The 20,761-nt window shown below is 71.2% G+C and carries 18 protein-coding genes; 12 read left to right on the top strand and 6 right to left on the bottom strand.

The window, feature by feature from the left end:
* The first annotated feature begins 138 nt into the window (after positions 1–138).
* Positions 139–2,385: an ATP-dependent RecD-like DNA helicase gene (locus ACIA5F_RS04780; protein ID WP_399349133.1), complete on the top strand. Its 2,247-nt coding sequence runs from the start codon at positions 139–141 to the stop codon at positions 2,383–2,385.
* 167 nt (positions 2,386–2,552) lie between these two features.
* A complete protein-coding gene (locus ACIA5F_RS04775) occupies positions 2,553–3,842 on the top strand; it encodes a citrate synthase (RefSeq protein WP_399349131.1) in 1,290 nt (429 codons plus the stop codon).
* 592 nt (positions 3,843–4,434) lie between these two features.
* Here ACIA5F_RS04775 and ACIA5F_RS04770 read toward each other — a convergent pair.
* A complete protein-coding gene (locus tag ACIA5F_RS04770) occupies positions 4,435–6,807 on the bottom strand; it encodes a heavy metal translocating P-type ATPase (RefSeq protein WP_399349129.1) in 2,373 nt (790 codons plus the stop codon).
* A gap of 95 nt (positions 6,808–6,902) precedes the next feature.
* Positions 6,903–7,208, bottom strand: a complete 306-nt coding sequence (locus ACIA5F_RS04765; protein WP_399349127.1) for a heavy-metal-associated domain-containing protein — start codon at positions 7,206–7,208, stop codon at positions 6,903–6,905.
* 217 nt (positions 7,209–7,425) lie between these two features.
* On the opposite strand from ACIA5F_RS04765, the gene ACIA5F_RS04760 reads away from it, so the two are divergent.
* The gene (locus tag ACIA5F_RS04760; protein WP_399349581.1) at positions 7,426–8,640 is read left to right on the top strand and encodes a cation:proton antiporter; all 1,215 of its coding nucleotides are present in this window, start codon (positions 7,426–7,428) and stop codon (positions 8,638–8,640) included.
* A gap of 111 nt (positions 8,641–8,751) precedes the next feature.
* Here ACIA5F_RS04760 and ACIA5F_RS04755 read toward each other — a convergent pair whose 3' ends face one another.
* The 3 genes from ACIA5F_RS04755 to ACIA5F_RS04745 form a co-directional block, all read right to left on the bottom strand.
* Positions 8,752–8,952 carry a MerR family DNA-binding transcriptional regulator gene (locus ACIA5F_RS04755; RefSeq protein WP_399349125.1) on the bottom strand — a complete coding sequence of 67 codons (201 nt, stop codon included), beginning with the start codon at positions 8,950–8,952 and terminating at the stop codon, positions 8,752–8,754.
* Between the two features lie 272 nt (positions 8,953–9,224).
* Positions 9,225–10,238: a Gfo/Idh/MocA family protein gene (locus ACIA5F_RS04750; RefSeq protein WP_399349124.1), complete on the bottom strand. Its 1,014-nt coding sequence runs from the start codon at positions 10,236–10,238 to the stop codon at positions 9,225–9,227.
* Positions 10,239–10,339: 101 nt separating this feature from the next.
* Positions 10,340–11,254 (bottom strand): sugar phosphate isomerase/epimerase family protein, encoded by a 915-nt coding sequence (locus tag ACIA5F_RS04745; protein ID WP_399349122.1) that lies wholly within the window; start codon positions 11,252–11,254, stop codon positions 10,340–10,342.
* Between the two features lie 195 nt (positions 11,255–11,449).
* Between ACIA5F_RS04745 and iolC the strand changes: the two genes are divergently transcribed.
* The 9 genes from iolC (at position 11,450) to ACIA5F_RS04700 (ending at position 20,116) form a co-directional block, all read left to right on the top strand.
* Positions 11,450–12,373 (top strand): 5-dehydro-2-deoxygluconokinase, encoded by a 924-nt coding sequence (gene iolC / locus ACIA5F_RS04740; RefSeq protein ID WP_399349579.1) that lies wholly within the window; start codon positions 11,450–11,452, stop codon positions 12,371–12,373.
* Positions 12,374–12,380: 7 nt separating this feature from the next.
* Entirely contained in the window at positions 12,381–13,289 is a 909-nt protein-coding gene (gene iolB, locus ACIA5F_RS04735) for a 5-deoxy-glucuronate isomerase (protein WP_399349577.1), read from the top strand.
* On the top strand, positions 13,286–15,157 hold the full coding sequence (gene iolD / locus ACIA5F_RS04730) for a 3D-(3,5/4)-trihydroxycyclohexane-1,2-dione acylhydrolase (decyclizing) (RefSeq protein WP_399349120.1): 1,872 nt from the start codon (positions 13,286–13,288) through the stop codon (positions 15,155–15,157). Before iolB ends, iolD begins: the two co-directional genes overlap by 4 nt.
* A gap of 25 nt (positions 15,158–15,182) precedes the next feature.
* Entirely contained in the window at positions 15,183–16,682 is a 1,500-nt protein-coding gene (locus tag ACIA5F_RS04725) for a CoA-acylating methylmalonate-semialdehyde dehydrogenase (RefSeq protein ID WP_399349118.1), read from the top strand.
* Positions 16,683–16,913: 231 nt separating this feature from the next.
* On the top strand, positions 16,914–17,120 hold the full coding sequence (locus ACIA5F_RS04720) for a hypothetical protein (protein WP_399349116.1): 207 nt from the start codon (positions 16,914–16,916) through the stop codon (positions 17,118–17,120).
* Complete coding sequence (locus tag ACIA5F_RS04715; RefSeq protein ID WP_399349114.1) at positions 17,101–17,622, top strand: DUF6879 family protein; 522 nt, start codon at positions 17,101–17,103, stop codon at positions 17,620–17,622. Before ACIA5F_RS04720 ends, ACIA5F_RS04715 begins: the two co-directional genes overlap by 20 nt.
* Positions 17,619–18,449, top strand: a complete 831-nt coding sequence (locus tag ACIA5F_RS04710) for a helix-turn-helix domain-containing protein (RefSeq protein ID WP_399349112.1) — start codon at positions 17,619–17,621, stop codon at positions 18,447–18,449. The genes ACIA5F_RS04715 and ACIA5F_RS04710 overlap by 4 nt, the downstream gene beginning before the upstream one ends.
* 684 nt (positions 18,450–19,133) lie before the next feature.
* Positions 19,134–19,577, top strand: a complete 444-nt coding sequence (locus ACIA5F_RS04705; protein WP_399349110.1) for a hypothetical protein — start codon at positions 19,134–19,136, stop codon at positions 19,575–19,577.
* A 116-nt stretch (positions 19,578–19,693) separates the two neighbouring features.
* On the top strand, positions 19,694–20,116 hold the full coding sequence (locus tag ACIA5F_RS04700; RefSeq protein ID WP_399349108.1) for a hypothetical protein: 423 nt from the start codon (positions 19,694–19,696) through the stop codon (positions 20,114–20,116).
* On the opposite strand, the gene ACIA5F_RS04695 is transcribed toward ACIA5F_RS04700, so the two are convergent.
* Positions 20,104–20,745: a transposase family protein gene (locus tag ACIA5F_RS04695; RefSeq protein ID WP_399349106.1), complete on the bottom strand. Its 642-nt coding sequence runs from the start codon at positions 20,743–20,745 to the stop codon at positions 20,104–20,106. The two genes, ACIA5F_RS04700 and ACIA5F_RS04695, sit on opposite strands and share 13 nt — an antisense overlap.
* Between the last annotated feature and the right edge of the window lie 16 nt (positions 20,746–20,761).

Raw genomic sequence — 20,761 nt, 5'->3', positions numbered from 1 at the left:
CCCGCGGGGGTGTGCTCCCCCCGGCCCGGCGTGTGAAAGCCGGGAGACGGCTCGCACTCGCAGACGTGCGCCCCTCCCCGTACCTCCGGTCGTCCACAGGCCCGGCGGGCTGTCGGTGGTGGGAGGTAGCGTCGTGCCATGACAACCAACGCGCCGGTGCAACTGGCGGTGGTCGAGGGTGTGCTGGAACGCATCACCTACGCCAACGAGGAGAGCGGGTACACGGTCGCCCGGGTCGACACCGGCCACGGCGCCGCGGACCTGCTGACCGTCGTCGGCTCGCTGCTCGGCGCGCAGCCCGGCGAGTCGCTGCGGATGGAGGGGCGCTGGGGCTCCCACCCCCAGTACGGCCGCCAGTTCACGGTGGAGAACTACTCGACCCTGCTGCCCGCCACCATCCAGGGCATCCGGCGCTACCTGGGCTCCGGCCTGATCAAGGGCATCGGCCCGAAGATCGCCGAGCGGATCGTGGAGCACTTCGGCACCGACACGCTCGATGTGATCGAGGACGAGCCGAAACGGCTGATCGAGGTGCCGGGCCTGGGCCCCAAGCGGACCAAGCTGATCGGCGCGGCCTGGGAGGAGCAGAAGGCGATCAAGGAGGTCATGGTCTTCCTCCAGGGCGTCGGCGTCTCCACCTCCATCGCGGTCCGCATCTACAAGAAGTACGGCGATGCCTCGATCTCGGTGGTGAAGAACCAGCCGTACCGGCTCGCCGCCGACGTCTGGGGCATCGGTTTCCTGACCGCCGACCGGATCGCGCAGGCCGTCGGCATCCCGCACGACAGTCCCGAGCGGGTCAAGGCCGGTCTCCAGTACGCCCTGTCCCAGTCCACCGATCAGGGCCACTGCTTCCTGCCCGAGGACCGGCTCATCGCCGACGGGGTCAAGCTGCTCCAGGTGGACACCGGGCTGGTCATCGACTGTCTGGCCGAGCTGGCCGCCGATCCGGAAGGGGTCGTCCGGGAGCGGGTGCCGGACCCGCAGGGCGGGCCGGACCCCCTCACCGCCGTGTACCTGGTCCCCTTCCACCGGGCCGAACTCTCCCTGGTGGGGCAGGTCCGCCGGCTCCTGAACGCCGAGGACGACCGGATGCCGGGCTTCCAGGACGTGGACTGGGAGAAGGCCCTGGGCTGGCTGGCGGGGCGGACGGGGGCCGCCCTCGCCCCGGAGCAGCGGGACGCGGTCCGGCTGGCGCTCACCCGCCGGGTCGCCGTCCTCACGGGCGGGCCGGGCTGCGGGAAGTCCTTCACCGTACGGTCGATCGTGGAGCTGGCCCGTGCCAAGAAGGCCAAGGTGGTCCTCGCCGCCCCCACCGGCCGGGCGGCGAAGCGGCTCTCCGAGCTGACCGGGGCCGAGGCGTCCACCGTGCACCGGCTGCTGGAGCTCAAGCCCGGCGGGGACGCGGCGTACGACCGCGAACGCCCGCTGGACGCGGACCTGGTGGTGGTGGACGAGGCGTCGATGCTGGACCTGCTGCTCGCGAACAAGCTGGTCAAGGCCGTGGCCCCGGGGGCGCACCTGCTGCTGGTCGGGGATGTGGACCAACTGCCGTCCGTCGGCGCCGGGGAGGTGCTGCGGGACCTGCTGGCCGAGGGCGGGCCGGTGCCCGCGGTGCGGCTGACCAGGATCTTCCGGCAGGCCCAGCAGTCGGGCGTGGTCACCAACGCCCACCGGATCAACACCGGTCTGCCGCCGCTCACCGACGGGCTGCCGGACTTCTTCCTCTTCCCCGAGGAGGACACCGAGGAGGCCGGCCGGCTCGCCGTGGATGTCGCGGCCCACCGGATTCCGGCCAGGTTCGGGCTCGACCCGCGCCGGGACATCCAGGTGCTCGCCCCCATGCACCGCGGCCCGGCCGGAGCCGGGAACCTCAACGGCCTGCTCCAGCAGGCGATCACCCCGGCGCGGCCCGGACTGCCCGAGAAGCGGTTCGGCGGCCGGGTCTTCCGGGTGGGGGACAAAGTGACGCAGATCCGTAACAACTACGAGAAGGGCGCCAATGGCGTCTTCAACGGCACGGTCGGCGTGGTCACCGGACTCGACGTGGACGAACAGCGCCTGACGGTCCGCACGGAGGAGGACGAGGAGATCGGCTACGAGTTCGGCGAACTCGACGAACTGGCCCACGCGTACGCCGTCACCATCCACCGTTCGCAGGGCAGCGAGTACCCGGCGGTGGTGATCCCGGTCACTACGAGTGCCTGGATGATGCTCCAGCGCAACCTCCTCTACACGGCGGTGACCCGGGCCAAGAAGCTGGTCGTCCTCGTGGGGTCCCGCAAGGCCCTCGGGCAGGCGGTGCGTACGGTTTCCGCTGGCAGGAGGTACACGGCCGTGGCGGCGAGGCTGTCCGGCCGGATACCGGTGGGAAACATCACCTAGGGTTTCCGCAACCGGGCCCGAGGGGGCAGGATGTGCAGGTTGGCGGCACTCAGTGCCGCCAAAGACGCCAAAGGCCGACCCCGAGTGCACTCTCCTGCGCCAAATGGGGGAAGGTAGAGGAAGTCAGGGCACCTCGAAGAAGAGGCACTACGTCGGTGAGGGATGACGTGAGCGACAACTCTGTAGTACTGCGGTACGCGGACGGTGAATACACCTATCCGGTGGTCGAGAGCACCGTCGGTGACCAGGGCTTCGACATCTCGAAGCTGCGGGCCCAGACCGGGCTGGTCACTCTGGACAGTGGCTACGGGAACACGGCCGCCTATAAGTCCGCCATTACCTACCTCGACGGCGAGCAGGGCATCCTGCGCTACCGGGGTTACCCGATCGAGCAGCTGGCCGAGCGTTCGACCTTCATCGAGGTCGCCTACCTGCTGATCAACGGTGAGCTGCCGACCGTCGACCAGCTCGCGTCGTTCCGCAACGAGATCACCCAGCACACGTTGCTGCACGAGGACGTGAAGCGCTTCTACGACGGCTTCCCGCGCGACGCGCACCCGATGGCGATGCTGTCCTCCGTGGTCAGCGCGCTGTCGACGTTCTACCAGGACAGCCACAACCCGTTCGACGACACACAGCGCCACCTCTCGACGATCCGGCTGCTGGCCAAGCTGCCGACCATCGCGGCCTACGCGTACAAGAAGTCGGTCGGCCACCCGGTGGTCTACCCGCGCAACGACCTCGGCTACGTCGAGAACTTCCTGCGCATGACGTTCTCCGTGCCGGCCCAGGAGTACGACCTGGACCCGGTCGTGGTCTCGGCGCTCGACAAGCTGCTGATCCTGCACGCGGACCACGAGCAGAACTGTTCGACCTCCACCGTGCGTCTGGTCGGTTCCTCGCAGGCGAACATGTTCGCCTCGATCTCCGCCGGCATCTCGGCCCTGTGGGGTCCGCTGCACGGCGGCGCCAACCAGTCGGTGCTGGAGATGCTCGAAGGCATCAAGAACGACGGCGGTGACGTCGACGCCTTCATCCGCAAGGTGAAGAACAAGGAGGACGGCGTCCGCCTGATGGGCTTCGGGCACCGCGTCTACAAGAGCTTCGACCCCCGGGCGAAGATCATCAAGGCGGCGGCGCACGATGTCCTCTCGGCGCTCGGCAAGAGCGACGAGCTCCTCGACATCGCGCTCAAGCTGGAGGAGCACGCGCTGGCCGACGAGTACTTCGTCTCGCGCAACCTCTACCCGAACGTGGACTTCTACACCGGTCTGATCTACCGGGCCATGGGGTTCCCGACCGAGATGTTCACCGTGCTCTTCGCGATCGGCCGGCTCCCCGGCTGGATCGCCCAGTGGCACGAGATGATCAAGGAGCCGGGTTCCCGCATCGGCCGCCCGCGCCAGATCTACACCGGCGAGGTCCTGCGCGACTTCGTCCCGGTCGAGGCCCGCTGACCCGAGCCCCCGCCCGCACGAGCGCCCGTACGCACCGCGTACGGGCGCTTTCGCGTCCCCCGCGCGCGCGAAGCCGCGTACAGCTCCCCGCGTACCCCGTACGGACACCCCGCGCGCGGGCGCTCCACGCCGTACGGGCGCCCGTACGGCGTGGCGTACGGACAACGTCCAGGGAAGGGCGGCGGAGGGCCTGAGGAGGGCCCGCGGGGCCGGTGGAAGGCGGCCGGGCCGGGGTACGAAGAACGCCCCGCCGTCGATCCCCCCACGGGTCGACGGTCGGGGCGTTCCCCTTTTCCCCGGTACGGATTCCCCCCACGGGACCCGAGCCGGGGCGTCGGTGTGTGCCGGGACCCGTACGGGTCGGGCGGGCCGCTCAAGGCTTCCCTGCGGGCACGCGTCCCGGCCGGCCGATGCCGACGGACGTCCCCCAAGACCTCCGCAGGACGTCCCCCAGGACGTCGAGTGGCATCGCTCCATTAGACCTGTGACGACCCCGGTTGGTTACGCCGACCTCCCTGTGATCTGCGTCTCCCGTGAAGGAATCGTGTGCACCGGGAGGAAGGGGGCCCGGCGGGCCCCCTCCGTCACGGGGTCAGCGGAAGGTCCGCAGCCGCAGGCTGTTGGTCACCACGAAGACCGAGGAGAAGGCCATCGCGGCCCCCGCGATCATCGGGTTGAGCAGCCCGGCCGCGGCCAGCGGCAGGGCCGCCACGTTGTAGCCGAACGCCCAGAACAGGTTGCCCTTGATGGTGCCCAGGGTCCGGCGCGAGAGCCGGATCGCGTCCGCCGCGACCAGCAGGTCGCCCCGGACCAGGGTCAGGTCGCCCGCTTCGATGGCGGCGTCGGTGCCGGTGCCCATGGCCAGGCCCAGGTCGGCCTGGGCGAGCGCGGCGGCGTCGTTGACGCCGTCGCCCACCATGGCGACCGTACGGCCCTCGGCCTGGAGCCTCTTGACGACGTCGACCTTGTCCTGCGGCATGACCTCCGCGATGACCTCGTCGATGCCCACCTCGCGGGCCACCGTCTCGGCCACGGCCCGGTTGTCGCCGGTCAGCAGGACCGGGGTGAGACCGAGGGCCCGCAGCCGGGTGACGGCCTCGGCGCTGGTCTCCTTGACCGCGTCGGCCACGGTCAGCACCCCGCGGGCCTCGCCGTCCCAGGCCACCAGGACGGCGGTGGAGCCCGCCGCCTCGGCGGCGGCCTTCGCCTCCGCCAGCGCGGCGGGCAGGGTGATCGAGGCGTCGGCCAGCAGCCGCTCCCGGCCCACCAGCACGCGGTGCCCGTCGACCGTGCCCCGCACGCCCAGGCCCGCCAGGTTCTCGAAGTCCCCGGGGACCGGCAGGGAGCCCGCGCGCTCGGCGGCCCCGGCGGCCACGGCCCGCGCGATCGGGTGCTCCGAGGCGTGCTCCACGGCGCCGGCCAGGCGCAGCAGCTCCCGCTCGGTGACACCCTGGCCGGGGTGCACCCCGGCCAGGGTCATCCTGCCGGTGGTGACGGTCCCGGTCTTGTCCAGGACGACGGTGTCCACGCGACGGGTGGACTCCAGCACCTCGGGCCCCTTGATCAGGATGCCGAGCTGCGCGCCCCGGCCGGTGCCGACCATGAGCGCGGTCGGCGTGGCCAGGCCCAGGGCGCAGGGGCAGGCGATGATCAGGACGGCCACGGCGGCGGAGAAGGCGGCGGTCGGGTTGCCGGTGACCAGCATCCAGGTGATCCAGGTGCCGATCGCGATCACCAGGACGACCGGGACGAAGATGCCGGAGATCCGGTCGGCGAGGCGCTGCACCTGTGCCTTGCCGTTCTGGGCCTCCTCCACCATCTTGGCCATCCGGGCCAGCTGGGTGTCGGCGCCGATCCGGGTGGCCTCGACGACCAGGCGGCCGGAGGCGTTGACGGTGGCGCCGGTGACAAAGTCGCCGGGGGCGACCTCGACGGGGACGGACTCGCCGGTGAGCATGGAGGCGTCCACGGCGGAGGAACCCTCGACGACGGTGCCGTCGGTGGCGATCTTCTCGCCGGGGCGGACGACGAACCGGTCGCCGACCACGAGCGCCCCGACCGGGACGCGGACCTCGCTGCCGCCGCGCAGGACGAAGACGTCCTTGGCGCCCAGCTCCAGCAGGGCCTTGAGGGCCGCGCCCGCCTTCCGCTTCGAGCGGGCCTCCAGATAGCGGCCGAGCAGGATGAACGTGACGACCCCGGCCGCCACCTCCAGGTAGATCGAGGAGGAGCCGTCCGTGCGCGCGGTGACATGAGTCGCTACCGCTCCGGGGCCGAAGTCGAAGCCGTGGCGCATGCCGGGCATGCCCGCGTGGCCGAAGAACAGGGCCCACAGGGACCAGGCGAAGGCGGCCAGGGTGCCGACCGAGACCAGGGTGTCCATGGTGGCGGCGCCGTGCCGGGCGTTGGTCCAGGCGGCCTTGTGGAAGGGCAGGCCGCCCCAGACGACGACGGGCGCGGCGAGGGTGAGCGAGAGCCACTGCCAGTTGTCGAACTGGAGGGCCGGGACCATCGCGAGCAGGACGACGGGGAAGGCCAGGACGGCGGAGACCAGCAGCCGCTGGCGCAGCGCGGCCAGCTCGGGATCACGTACGACGGCCCCGGCCCCGGCCCCATCCCCGGACCCGGACCCGGACCCGGCTTCGGACCCGTTTCCCGGGGCGCCGGGGGCCGGCCGTGGCGGCGGGGGCTCCTCGGCGGTGTACCCGGTCTTGACGACGGTCGCGATCAGGTCGGCGACCCGCACGTCACCCGCGTACGAGACCTTCGCCTTCTCGGTGGCGTAGTTCACCGTCGCGCTGACGCCGTCCATCCGGTTCAGCTTCTTCTCGATGCGGGCCGCGCAGGAGGCGCAGGTCATCCCACCGATGGCCAGCTCGACCTCGGAGGCCGCCGCCGGGGTCGTCGGGCCCGTCGGGGCGGTCGCCTCCGGGCCGCCGTGGACGGTGCTGTTGCTGCTGCTCATGTCCGGCTCCAGGGGGAGGGCCGGGCCGTACGGGAGCGGTATGAGCCGGCCGGTACGGCCCGGCGGGGTGCTGCCGAGCGGTGCGGGGGCCCCTGCTAGGCGGGGTCCGCCAGCGCGTATCCGGCCTCGTCCACGGCGGCGCGCACGTCCTGCTCGGCGAGCGGGGCGGCGGAGACCACGGTGACCTCGCCGGTCGAGGCGACGGCCTTGACCGATTCGACCCCCGGCAGGGCGGACAGCTCGGCGGTCACCGCGCCCTCGCAGTGCCCGCAGGTCATGCCGGTGACCTGGTAGACGGTGGTGACGGCGCCGGCCTGGGTCCCGGCCGCGTCGTCGTGGCAGGAGCCGGTGCTGGAGCAGCAGGAACCGGTCGACTGCGGGGTTTCCGTCTCGGCGGCCATGTCGTTCTCCTTGTCGGGGGGTGCCGGTGGCGGCACCGGTGTCGGTGTCCCCGGGAGCGTGCGCCCGGAAGGACCGGGAGGCGGGCGGATCGGTCCGCCGTTCTCCCCCTACCTGGAGATTATACCCCTAGGGGGTATTGACGCGAGTGCCGTAGGTCCTTTCCCGCACCGAACTTTGCGGTGGACGATTCCTATGAACCGTATGTAAATGACAGATATGACGCACTCAGGGACGACACTGATCCTGATCATGGCTGTCGCGGTGCTCGCGCCCCTGCTCGCCTATGCCGTCTCGCGCAAGCTTCCCGTCCCTCTGGTGATCTTCGAGATCCTGCTCGGGATCGTGATCGGCCCGGACGTGCTCGGCTGGGCCCACCCCGACCAGGTGGTCGACGTCCTGAGCGACCTCGGGCTGGCCATGCTGATCTTCCTGGCAGGCTACGAGATCCAGTTCGACCAGATCCGGGGCGACACCCTCAAGCGCTCGCTCTGGGCCTGGGTGATCGCCCTCGCGCTCGGCCTGGGCATCGGCACCCTGCTCGCCCAGGGCGGCGGCTTCGACAAGGGCGTCTACATCGGCACCGCGCTCACCAGCACCGCCCTCGGCACGATCCTGCCGGTGCTGAGGGACGCCGGGGACCTCCAGAGCCGGTTCGGCACCGTGATGATGGCGATGGGCGCGGTCGGCGAGTTCGGGCCGATCATCGCCATGGCGCTGCTGCTGAGCGGCCGGGCCCCGGTGCTCTCGGCGGCGCTGCTGGTGGCCTTCGGCGTCCTGACGGCCCTGGCGGTGCTCTGGGCGACGCGGCCCAAGCCGCCCTGGTTCTCGCGGGTCATCGCCCGGTCCCTGGACACCAGCGGACAGTTCGCGCTGCGGCTGGTGATGCTGCTGCTCGTGGCGATGCTGGGCCTGGCCGAGGCGCTCGGCCTCGACGTGCTGCTCGGCGCCTTCGCGGCCGGAGTGATCACCCGGCTGATGCTGCACGGGTCCGCGCCGCAGCACAGCGAGGTGGTGCTGTCGAAGGTGGAGGCGGTCGGGTTCGGCTTCCTGGTGCCGGTGTTCTTCGTGGTCACCGGGATCGAGTTCGACCTGAAGGCCCTGCTCGGGGGCGGCCGGGCGCTGGTGCTGCTGCCGGTGTTCCTGGCGCTCTTCCTGGTGGTGCGCGGGCTGCCGATCTGGCTGCTGGCCCCGCGCGACCTGGGCCGCCGGGACCGCTCGGCGCTGGTGCTCTTCGGCTCCACGGCGCTGCCGCTGGTGGTCGCGATCACCACGCTGGGGGTGCAGGACAAGGTGGTGGAGCCGGGGGAGGCGGCGGCCCTGGTGGGGGCCGGGATGGTCTCCGTGCTGGTCTTCCCGCTGGTGGGGCTGAAGCTGCGGGCCCTCGCCGCGAGCCGCTCCGGCGCCCGGCCGCAGGAGGGCGAGCCGTGGTGAGCGACGCGGCGGGGGCGTGGCGGGGAGCGGGGCGGGCGCCGTCCCGGCCGGGACCGCCGGGACCGCCGGGGCGGACGGGGCCCCGGCCGTGGGCCCCGTCCACGGCCGGGATCAGCCCTCCTTGCGGCCCCGGTTGCCCGGGCGGCGCATCACCCAGGTGCGGATCGTGTCGGCGTGCCAGTAGGGCTTGCCGCCCTCGGTCTTGTCCGGTGGTGGAAGGAGCCCGTGCTTGCGGTAGGAGCGCACGGTGTCCGGCTGGACCCGGATGTGGGCGGCGATTTCCTTGTACGACCACATCTGACGGTCGTTCATCGACGACACCTCCTTGTCCACGCCGCGGGGCCGGCCGGGAGGCCGTCGTGGGAGCCGAAGCGTGGAGCTGACGATCACTCAAGTTGTGCCCGGAGAACGACGCAGGGTGAAGGCTGGGCAGGGGCTGTGGAACGCCTGTGACGGAAAACCCGCGTAATGCGGATATGTGTGACACAACGGCGACGCCTGTGACCGATGCGGCACATGATTTGACCGTGCAGGAACGTTTCGGGTGAGGACGGTACGGGACCGGACGGGGCCCCGGAAGCCGCTCAGCGGTACAGGGCCGGGCGGTCCACCAGCTCCACGGCCACCCGTACGCCGTCCCGCCCGGCCCTCAGCCCGGCCTCCGAGACGGCCGCCGCCGCGTAGCCGTCCCACGCGCCGGGGCCCGCGGTCCGGCCCCGCGCCGCCGCGGCCACCCAGCGCCGCAACTGGCGGTCGTAGGCGTCCGCGAACCGCACCGTGAAGTCCTGGACGATCTCGCCGCCCCAGCGGCCCGCCGACCGGACCACCATCGCGTGACCGTCGCCGATGCGGGCGCTGCCCGCCTCGCCGACCGCCTCGCACCGGACCTCGTAGCCGACCCCGCAGTTGACGAAGATCTCCACGTCCACGATCGCCCCGCCGGAGGTCTCCAGCAGCACCAGCCGGGGGTCCCGCAGCCCCTCGGGGGCCGCCGAGGTGGCGGCGGGAGAGAGCACCGACACCGCGGTGATCTCCTGGCCCAGCAGCCAGCGGGCCGCGTCCACCTCGTGCACCACCGAGTCGGTGATCAGCATGTCGCTCGTGAAGAAGGGCGGCGAGGCGACGTTGCGGTGGCGGCAGTGCAGGAACAGCGGCCGGCCCAGGGAGCCCGCGTCCAGCAGCTCCTTGAGCCGCTCGTACTCCGCGTCGTACCGCCGCATGAACCCCACCTGCACCAGGCGCCGCCCCAGCCGCTGTTCGGCCTCCATCACCCGCAACGCCCCCGCGGTGTCCGGGGTCATCGGCTTCTCGCACAGCACCGGAAGTTCCCGTTCCAGCGCCTGGAGAATCGTCTCCTCATGGGCGGGGCCGGGGGAGGCGACCAGGACGGCCCCCACCCCGGGCGCGGCCATCGCCGCCGCCGGGTCGGTGTGCGCGCTCACGCCGTCCAGCGCGCCCGCGACCTCCTTGACCCGGTCCCCGTCCGGGTCGGCCACGGCCACCACCCGGGCCCCGCCCACGGTCCGCCCGATCCGGCGGACATGGTCGGAGCCCATCTTTCCCGTCCCGATGACGGCGATGCCGAGCGTGCTGGTCATGGAGATCCTCCTTCTCTGAGGCACGGATGCACGGATGCACGGATGCACTGAGGCACGGATGCCCTGGGGCGGGGTCAGCGGGGTCAGCGGGGTCAGCGGGGTCAGCGGGCGCCGCAGGAGCGCAGATGGGCGCGGGTGCGGCGGGCGATCGGCAGCGGCTTCTCGGGCGGGCAGGGGTACATGTCCTGTTCCACGACGGCGAAGAGGTCCACCCCGAGCCGCTGGGCCGCGGCCAGCACGGGCTCCAGCGCGGGCACCCCCGAGGGCGGCTCGCACATCACCCCGCGCCCCACGGCGGGCCCGAACGGCACCTGCCCGGCGACGACTTCGGCGAGAACGCGCGGGTCCACCTGCTTGAGGTGGAGGTAGCCGATCCGCTCGCCGAAGGTCTCCAGGGCCCGCACGCTGTCCCCGCCGCAGTACGCGTAGTGCCCGGTGTCCAGGCAGAGGGAGACCAGCGCGGGATCGGTGGCGTCCAGGAAGCGGGCCACGTTCTCGGGGGTGTCGACATGGGTGTCGGCGTGCGGGTGGAAGACGATCCGCAGCCCGTACCGGTCCCCCACCTCCCGGCCCAGCCGCTCGGTCTGCGAGGCCAGCGCCCGCCACTGACCGGGGGTCAGGGTGCGGTCCTCCAGCACCTCGCCCGTCCTGTCGTCCCGCCAGAACGACGGGATCACGACGAGATGCTCCGCTCCCACGGCCCGGGTCAGCGCCGCGATCCGCGACACGTGCTCCCAGGTCGACTCCCACACGGCGGGCCCGTGGTGGAGTCCGGTGAACACCGTCCCGGCGCAGACGCGCAGCCCGCGCCGGGCCGTCTCGTCGGCGAGCCGGGCGGGATCGGTGGGCAGGTACCCGTACGGCCCGAGCTCGATCCACTCGTACCCGGCCTCGGCGACCTCGTCGAGGAACCGCTCCCAAGGAGTCTGTAGGGGGTCGTCGGGGAACCAGACACCCCAGGAGTCCGGAGCCGAACCGATGCGGATACGGGTCAACGCGGGCGGGGAGGACGTCATGACGGCCACCTTAGGGTGCGAGGCTCAAGGGCACACGCATGGAGAACCAGGAAGACCGGAACGACCAGAACGCCAGGAACGACCGGAACGGACCGGAACGACCGGAACGGACCGGTGCGGCCGGGACGGACCGGTCGGCGAGGGAAGGAGTGCCAGGTGAGTACCGCGGACGGGTTCGTGTTCGACCTGATCACGATGGGGCGGATCGGGGTGGATCTCTACCCCCTGAAGACGGGCGTCCCCCTGGCGGAGGCGGACACCTTCGGCAAGTTCCTGGGCGGCTCCCCGTCCAACGTCGCGGTCGCGGCGGCCCGGCTCGGGCGCCGCACCGCGGTGATCACCCGGACCGGGGCCGACCCCTTCGGGGACTACCTCCGCTCCGAGCTGCGCAAGTTCGGCGTCGACGACCGGTGGGCGGGGGAGGTCGCGGACCGCCTCACCCCCGTCACCTTCTGCGAGATCTTCCCGCCCGACCACTTCCCGCTCTACTTCTACCGGCTGCCCAAGGCACCCGACCTGGAGATCGAGCCGGCGGAGGTGGACCTGGCGGCGGTCCGGGCCGCGCACGTCTTCTGGATGACGGGGACGGGCCTGAGCCAGGAGCCGAGCCGCGCCGCGACCCTGGCCGCGCTCCGGGCCCGGGACCGGTCCGGGACCACCGTCTTCGACCTGGACTGGCGGCCGACGCTGTGGTCGTCCGAGCCGGGGCCCTGGTACGCGCGGGCGCTCCCCCTGGCCACGGTGGCCGTGGGCAACGCGCAGGAGTGCGAGGTCGCGACGGGCGAGTCCCGGCCCTACGAGGCGGCGCGCGCCCTGCTCGCCGCCGGGGTGGAACTGGCGGTGGTCAAACGGGGACCGGAAGGGGTCCTCGCCGTCCACCGGGACGGGACGGTGGCCGAGGTCCCGCCCGTCGCGGTCGAGGTGGTCAACGGCCTCGGCGCGGGGGACGCCTTCGGCGGCGCCCTCTGCCACGGCCTGCTGGCCGGCTGGGAGGTGGAGCGGACGGTGCGGTACGCGAACGCGGCGGGTGCCATCGTGGCCTCCCGGCTGGCATGCTCGGCGGCGATGCCGTTCCCCGACGAGGTGGAGGAGGTGCTCGCCCGTGCCGGTCGTCTCTGAGCAGGGCATGGACTGGACGCGGCTGCGGGTGCTGGAGCTCGCGCCGGGCCGGAGTCACGACTTCGCGTGCGGGGAGGCGGAGTGGATCGTGCTCCCGCTGGCCGGTTCCTGCGTGGTCCACTGCCGGGAGGCGGGACCCGCGGACGGTGCCGGCCGGGCGGACGGCGGTGCGGACGGCGCCGGGGGCGGTGGTGGGGACGGCGCCGGGGGCGGTGGTGGGGACGGCGCCGGCGGGCCGCAGCGGTTCGAACTCCGGGGCCGGGCCGGGGTCTTCGCCTCGGTCACCGACTTCGCCTACCTCCCCCGCGACGCGCACGCGGAGATCACCTCCGCCGCCGGCGGCCGGTTCGCCCTCGCCGGGGCGCGCTGCGAACGGCGGCTGCCCGCACGCTACGGCCCCGCCCCCGACGTCCCCGTCGAACTGCGCGGCCGGGGCACCTGCTCCCGGCAGGTCCACAACTTCGCCGCCGCCGGGGTCTTCGAGTGCGACCGCCTCATCGCCGTCGAGGTGCTCACCCCCGGCGGCAACTGGTCCTCGTACCCGCCCCACAAGCACGACGAGCACGACCCCGGCCACGAGTCCGAGCTGGAGGAGATCTACTACTTCGAGATCGCCCCGCACGGGGACCGCCCCGGCCTCGGCTACCAGAGGGTGTCCCCCTCCCCGGCCGGGGCGACCGACCTCCTCGCCGAGGTGCGCACCGGGGACACGGTGCTCGTCCCGGACGGCTGGCACGGGCCGTCCATCGCCGCCCCCGGGCACGACATGTACTACCTGAACGTGATGGCCGGACCGGGCCGGACCCGGGAGTGGCTGATCCGCGACCATCCCGACCACGGCTGGATCAGGGAGACCTGGGCCGCCCAGGAGACCGACCCCCGGCTGCCGTTCCCCCGGGCGGAGGCGGGGTCATGACCCGGCTCACCGTCGCACAGGCCCTCGTCCGCTTCCTCGCCTCCCAGTACACCGAGCGCGACGGCCGCCGCCACCGGCTGATCGCCGCCACCTGGGGCATCTTCGGGCACGGCAACGTCGCCGGGATCGGGCAGGCGCTGCTGGAGAGCGGCCCGGCCGCCATGCCGTTCCTCCAGGGCCGCAACGAACAGGCCATGGTGCACGCCGCCGTCGGGTACGCGCGCCAGAGCGGGCGGCTCTCCGCGCACGCCGTCACCACCTCGATCGGCCCCGGCGCCACCAACCTCGTCACCGGGGCCGCCCTCGCCACCGTCAACCGGATTCCGGTGCTCCTGCTGCCCGGCGACACCTTCGCGACCCGCCCGGCGGACCCGGTGCTCCAGCAGCTCGAACTCCCCTACGCGGGCGACATCTCCGTCAACGACACCCTGCGGCCCGTCTCCCGCTACTTCGACCGGATCACCCGCCCCGAGGCCCTGATCCCGGCCGCCCTCCAGGCCGCCCGCGTCCTCACCGACCCGGTGCAGACCGGCGCCGTCACCCTCGCCCTGCCCCAGGACGTGCAGGCCGAGGCGTACGACTGGCCCGAGGAGTTCTTCGCCGAACGGGTCTGGTCCGTGCGCCGCCCCCGCCCCGCCCGCGCCGAACTCGCCGCCGCCGCCGAGGCCGTACGGGGCTCCGCCCGCCCCCTGCTCATCGCCGGCGGCGGCATCCGGCACAGCGCCGCCCAGGCGGCCCTGGCGGAGTTCGCCGGGGCCACCGGGGTCCCGGTGGCCTGCACCCAGGCGGGCAAGGGGGCGCTGCCGTACGGCCACCGGGCCGAGGTGGGCGGGATCGGCCACACCGGGACCACCACCGCGGCGGCGCTGGCGCGCGGGGCGGACCTCGTCATCGCCGCCGGGACCCGGCTGACGGACTTCACCACCGCCTCCGCGACCCTGTTCCAGAACCCGGCCGTCCGCTTCCTCGGCCTCAACCTCGACCCGTACGACGCCCACAAGCTCGCCGCCGGGCCCCTGGTCGCCGACGCCCGCGAGGCCCTCGGCGAGCTGCTGGAGGCCGTCCGGGGCCACCGGGTGGACCCCGCGTACGAGACGGCGTACCAGGAGGCCGCGCGGGAGTGGGAGGCGCGCGTCGACCTCGCCTACGCCGTCACCGACGAGGACGCGCCCCCCACCCAGGCCCAGGTCCTCGGGCTCCTCGACGGCCTCGTCGACGGCGGCGACATCCTCGTCAACGCCGCCGGCTCCCTCCCCGGCGACCTCCACAAGCTGTGGCGGGCCCGCTCCGCCGACCAGTACCACCTGGAGTACGGCTACTCCTGCATGGGGTACGAGATCCCGGCCGCGATCGGGGTCGCGCTCGCCGCCCCCGGGCGCCCGGTGTGGGCCCTGGTCGGGGACGGGACGTACCTGATGAACCCGACCGAGATCGTCACGGCCGTCCAGGAGGGCGTCCCGGTCAAGCTGGTGATCCTCGACAACCACGGCTACGCCTCCATCGGCGGCCTGTCTGCGGCGGTCGGCGGCGAGGGCTTCGGCACCGGCTACCGCTTCCGGGCGCCCGACGCCTCGTACACCGGGGCCCCGCTCCCGCTGGACCTCGCGGCCAACGCGGCCTCCCTCGGGATGGCCGTCATCCGTGCCCGTACCGTGCGTGACCTGCGCGAAGCCCTCGCCGAGGCCCGTGCGGCGGACCGTCCCACATGTGTCTACACACAGACCCGAACGCCCGACACTGTGTCGGGCCCACCCCCCGCACCGGCGTGGTGGGATGTGCCCGTGGCCGAGACCGCGACCCGTGCGTCGGCGGCCCTGGCCCGGGAAGAGTACGACCGGCAGACCGCGCTGCGACGTCGCCACCTGTAGTCGCCATCTGTAGAGGAGCTGGGTTATGAGGACCGTCAACCACTGGATCGGTGGCCGGACCGCCCCGGGCACGTCGGGCAACTACGGCCCGGTCACCGACCCGGCCACCGGGGAGGTCACCACGCGGGTGGCGCTGGCCTCGGCCGCCGAGGTCGACGCGGCGGTCCGCGTCGCCCAGGAGGCGTTCCTGAGCTGGGGCCGGTCCTCGCTGGCCGCCCGCACCTCGGTGCTGTTCGCCTACCGGGCCCTGCTCGACGCCCACCGCGACGAACTCGCCGCGCTGATCGTCGCCGAGCACGGCAAGGTCCACTCGGACGCGCTGGGCGAGGTGGCGCGCGGCCTGGAGATCGTCGAACTGGCCTGCGGGATCACCACCCAGCTCAAGGGCGAGCTGTCGACCTCGGTCTCCAACCGGGTCGACGTCGCCTCGATCCGCCAGCCGCTCGGCGTGGTCGCGGGCATCACCCCGTTCAACTTCCCGGCCATGGTGCCGATGTGGATGTTCCCGCTGGCGGTGGCCTGCGGCAACACCTTCATCCTCAAGCCGAGCGAGAAGGACCCCTCGGCCGCGAACAGGCTGGCCGAGCTGGCGGGCGAGGCCGGTCTGCCGGCGGGCGTGCTCAACGTCGTCCACGGCGACAAGGTGGCCGTGGACGCCCTCCTGGCCCACCCCGGGATCGCGGCGGTCTCCTTCGTCGGCTCCACCCCGATCGCCCGCCACATCCACACCACCGCCTCCGCCCACGGCAAGCGCGTCCAGGCGCTGGGCGGCGCCAAGAACCACATGCTGGTCCTGCCCGACGCCGACCTGGACTCCGCCGCCGACGCCGCCGTCTCGGCGGCCTACGGCTCGGCCGGCGAGCGCTGCATGGCGATCTCGGCCGTCGTCGCCGTCGGCTCCATCGGCGACACCCTCGTCGAGAAGATCCGCGAGCGCGCCGAGAAGATCAAGATCGGGCCCGGCGACGACCCGTCCTCCGAGATGGGCCCGCTGATCACGGCCGCCCACCGCGACAAGGTCGCCTCCTACGTCTCGGGCGCCGCCGCCCAGGGCGCGCAGGTGGTCCTGGACGGCACCGGGTACACCGTCGAGGGCCGGGAGAACGGCCACTGGATCGGCCTCTCCCTGCTCGACCACGTCCGGACCGACTCCGACGCCTACCGCGACGAGATCTTCGGCCCGGTCCTGTGCGTCCTGCGCGCCGACACCTACGAGGAGGGCGTGGCCCTCATCAACGCCTCGCCGTTCGGCAACGGCACCGCGATCTTCACCCGGGACGGCGGCGCGGCCCGCCGCTTCCAGCTGGAGGTCCAGGCGGGCATGGTCGGCGTGAACGTCCCGATCCCGGTGCCGGTGGGCTACCACTCCTTCGGCGGCTGGAAGGACTCCCTCTTCGGCGACCACCACGTCTACGGCAACGACGGCGTCCACTTCTACACCCGCGGCAAGGTCGTCACCACCCGCTGGCCCGACCCCGCGGACACCCCGTCGTCCGTGGACCTCGGCTTCCCGACGTCTCGATAGTGCCTGACGCCTGACAGCCCCCGTACGCAGACCCCCGGCCAACCCTCACCGGCCGGGGGTTCCTGCTGTCCCGGCCCCTCCGGCACCGGGGCAGCGTAGGAATTCCTACGCTGAGATCCGGCCTACCATCCCGGTTTCCTGTTCTGTCAACTGTGATCCCTTGACCCCCCTGCCACAGGGTCGGGAGCATCGAACGGGACACAACCGAAGACCTCACAGCAGGGGGACGGCATGGCAGTGACACGGCTGGTCGGGGAGTGCGAGAAGGGGACGTGCGCGACGCTGTACCGCGTCGACGACACGGGGGACCTCCTGGTGCAGGGCTACGACACGACGGACGCTGAGACGGCCGGTCTGGACGTTCCGGCCGGTGAGACCGTGGTCCGCATCCCCGCAGAGATCATCGAGAGGTACGCGCGTGAATATCTCGCCCGCTGAGTTCGAGAAACTGTTCTCCACCTTCCGCCGAGAAGCCTTCCGGCTGGAAACCCTGGACGACTACAGCGGATCATCGGACGCGGAGATGATCCGGGCATTCCTGGCCGGTGAGCCTCAGCCGGACAACTACAACCAGGAATGGTCCGACGAAGTACGCGGGAACATTGACGCGGGAAAGCGCGTGTACCGCGTCCACATCATTTCGCGGCCCATGACCGACTATCTTCGGTTCGAACTCGGGTGGGGATACCAGAAGAACGCCAAGGCTGGCGAAGAGTTCTTCATCCTGGACACCACGAACCAGCCGAACCCGCTCGAAGGTGTTCCGGACTTCTGGATGTTCGATGAATCATCCGTCGTCTCCATGAAATATGCCGAGGGCGGCAAATTCCTCGGCGCGGAATCTCACACCAGTCCTGCTGAATGGTTGGAACGGCGAGACGTGGCCCTGAGTCGGGCTGTGTCTTTTGCTGACTGGTGGGAGCAGTACGGGGAAGTGTGAACGGAACAGACCTGGGCAGAGCGCTGCGGGAATTGCGAGTAGCCAGCGGAAAGCAGGCGAAAGTGGTTGCCCGCAGCGCAGCCATGTCCCCAAGCAAGCTGAGCAAGATTGAGAACGGGGTCCTGCCCCCGAGCGCCCTCGACGTGGAACGTGTCCTGGAAGCGCTGGAGGTCTCAGCTGAGGCGAAGGCGGAGCTAACCGAGGTAGCCCGACGCGTGGCCACAGAGGCCACGGCATGGCGGATCTATCGGCGCACAGGCCTGCACAAGCACCAGGAAGAAATCCAGGCGATAGAGGCCCAGACAGCGCTTCTCAAGGTGTTTCAGCCCTCCTGCGTTCCTGGACTGCTCCAGACTCCCGAATACGTTCGGGGAGTCCAGCAGGGATCGGAACTTACCGATGATGCCCTTGAGAAGATGATCGGGGCGCGCCTGCGCCGTCAGGAAGTTCTGTACGACCGGTCACGTACATTCCAGTTCCTCATCACCGAATCGGTCCTCCGGTGGAAGCTGATCCCGGCCCCAATGATGGCCGCGCAACTGGACAAGCTAATTACCATGTCCAGGATGCCGAACATTCAAATCGGCATCATTCCCTTCTCGGCCCCCATGCCCGGACTTCCCACATCCTCGTTCGTCCTTTTCGACAGCCGGCTCGCCATCGTGGAAATCCCTCACTCGGAAATCACTACCAGTGAGATGCGGGACATCGAGCTGTACTCGGATAAATTCCAGATGTTCGATCGCGTAGCCTTTTCGGGTGAAGACATGTGGGGCCTTGTCGCAGGTATCCGCGACGACTTCTTGAGAGAACAGGAAACCGCCTAGAACTCAGCCCTTGGCCCCGACACCATGAGCTGCCGATGCACGGGGACGGCAGCGAAGGGGTACGGCATGGCGAGGGCAGATAAGGCAGAGGTTCCGGAGTTCGACCGGGAAGTGTGGGAGTACCTGACCTATGCCCCTGGACGGACATGCTCCGCGTGCTCCCGCAAGGTCAAGCCTTTGGAGCCCGTACGCCGACGCGTCGAGGACCGCACGTCTGGCGCCCCCGTCACCGTCTGCCGGCACAACAAGTGCCCCAGCGCTCGGGCTGTGGCCGCCTGATGGAAATGCAGGCGCGGCGTGACGGCCTCGACAGCCTCGGGCCGTGACACCTGGACCCGACCCGGCAGACACCAGCACTCACCTGATTCCGGGGTGACCCACTGCGGCGCCTGCATTGGGCACCGGACGGTCTGGTGTGACTACTGCTGCGGGTTCGACTACGAGGCGTGCCGCATGTGCAAGCTCGGCCGCCGCCGATGCCCTGACTGCGCCGGAGGGAATGCCCAGCGCATCCGCTGGTGAGCCCCGGCCGAACCGGGCCTTAGACCGCCGTCCCCTGTGGGGGCGGCACGCCCCACGACCACGAGTCGAGAGGAGGCACAGCCATGACCGACCCCGGTGACAAGGAAGGCGGGGAGAAGTTCCCGCCCCCGCCCGCCGCCTGATCCGAGAGGAGCACCATCAATGACGACGATGATCGAAAGCCCCGTCGCCTTACGGCACGGGCGGGACCTCGTGAGTCCCGAGCTGTTCGAAACGCTGTCCGCGTTCTGTGCGGACGAGTACGGCCACGAGCTGTCCATGGCCCGCCGAATCATGGGCGAGGCTCTCGCGTTCCTGTGGGTGATGGGTACCACGGGCAAGGGCGACGTGATGGCCCCCAGCACCATCGTGGACCCCGGATGGCACACGTTCGCACTCCACTCCAAGGAGTACGCCGAGTGGTGCGATCAGCAGTTCGGGTACTTCCTCCACCACGCTCCGAACTCCAAGACCCGGACCAAGGACCTGATGCTCTCCATGGCCGACGAGATCAGGGCCGCCGGGTTCGACGTCGACCAGCGGATGTGGGCCAAGGCCGCCGACTGCAACTCGCCCGCCTGCCGCGGCGACGGCCCTTGCTGTTGATGCAGCCGTTCCAAGGGGTCAGGTTCTGACTCCTGCGGGGGATCGCGCCAACTGAGAGACGAGCCCCGGACGCGGCCAATGCGTCCGGGGCTCACTCATGAACAGAGGTATAGCGCATGCCAGTTGATGACACTCTCTCGGGACAGAGCAGGGTCACCGTGTTCCGCATGTTCGGCACGGTCTTCGGCTACGCAACCCACTCCCTTGATGGCCGGGGCATTGGGGAAGTAGCCGTGGTCGGCCCCCTGACTCCTGGTGTCGAGTGGGGGCGCCTGTGGCAGATGGCCCGGACGATGTGCCGTCCGAACACGGGCGACGACGAGCACGCCCGCTGGATCATGGCGCAGGCGAACCGCTCGCTCACCTGCGGCAGCGACATGGTCGTGAAGCTTGCCGTGGGCACGTGGAAGCTTCAGCGCGGCAAGCGCGCCAACCTGGGTGGGTACTGCCACCGTGACCACCTCTGGACCGGCGCCATGACCGTTGAAGAGGCCACCCCGGACCAGGTGGCTGCGTATGAGCCGATCTACAAGGCGTAGCAGCACCGCGGTGGGACTTTGGTCCCGTCGCCGGCATGGCCGAAGGTCCCGGCGCTCACTCCAGGGCGGCCTCCGACTCGGGAGCGACGTAGGCGCCACCTCTTGAGGGTGGCCATGGCGCGTTCGCCGAGGCAGCGGATCTTGGCGTGGGTGGTGTTGTGACGACGCTTCCATCGCTTGAGGCGACGGCCGCGAAAGGGCACCCGGACAGGCCCGCCGGCTCCCTGGTACGCCTTGTCCGCCCAGCATGTGAGGTCCGCCGCGGCGAGGGCTTCGGTGATCCCATGGTGGCGTGCGGCGGTCAGGTCGTGAGTCGAGCCGGGCAGAGCCGGCGAGGCCCGGAGCAGGCGTCCGAACGGGTCGGTGAGGACCTGGACGTTCATGCCGTGGCGTTTGTGTTTCCCGGAGTGGTACGGGGTGTCGGCGGCGATCCGGTCGATCGGCAGCCCAGCGGCGAGCTGGGCGTAGGTGTCACCACACCGCAGGTGGGCGAGGGCGAGCAGGGCTTGGCGCCCTGGTGCCAGTCGTCGCCACCGCGTGCCGATCTCCTGCCGCCGGGAGGTGAGATGTCCGGCCAGATATCGCAGGGTGCGACTGGACAGGTCGATCGACGACGGGTGGACAAGCACGCGAGGCTCCTGGCAG

It is taken from the genome of Streptomyces sp. NPDC051567 (genome assembly GCF_044454165.1).
In the GTDB taxonomy this organism is placed as follows: Bacteria; Actinomycetota; Actinomycetes; order Streptomycetales; family Streptomycetaceae; genus Streptomyces.
The sequence above is the reverse complement of the archived record's forward strand: the minus strand, read 5'-3'. Positions and strand labels throughout refer to the sequence as shown.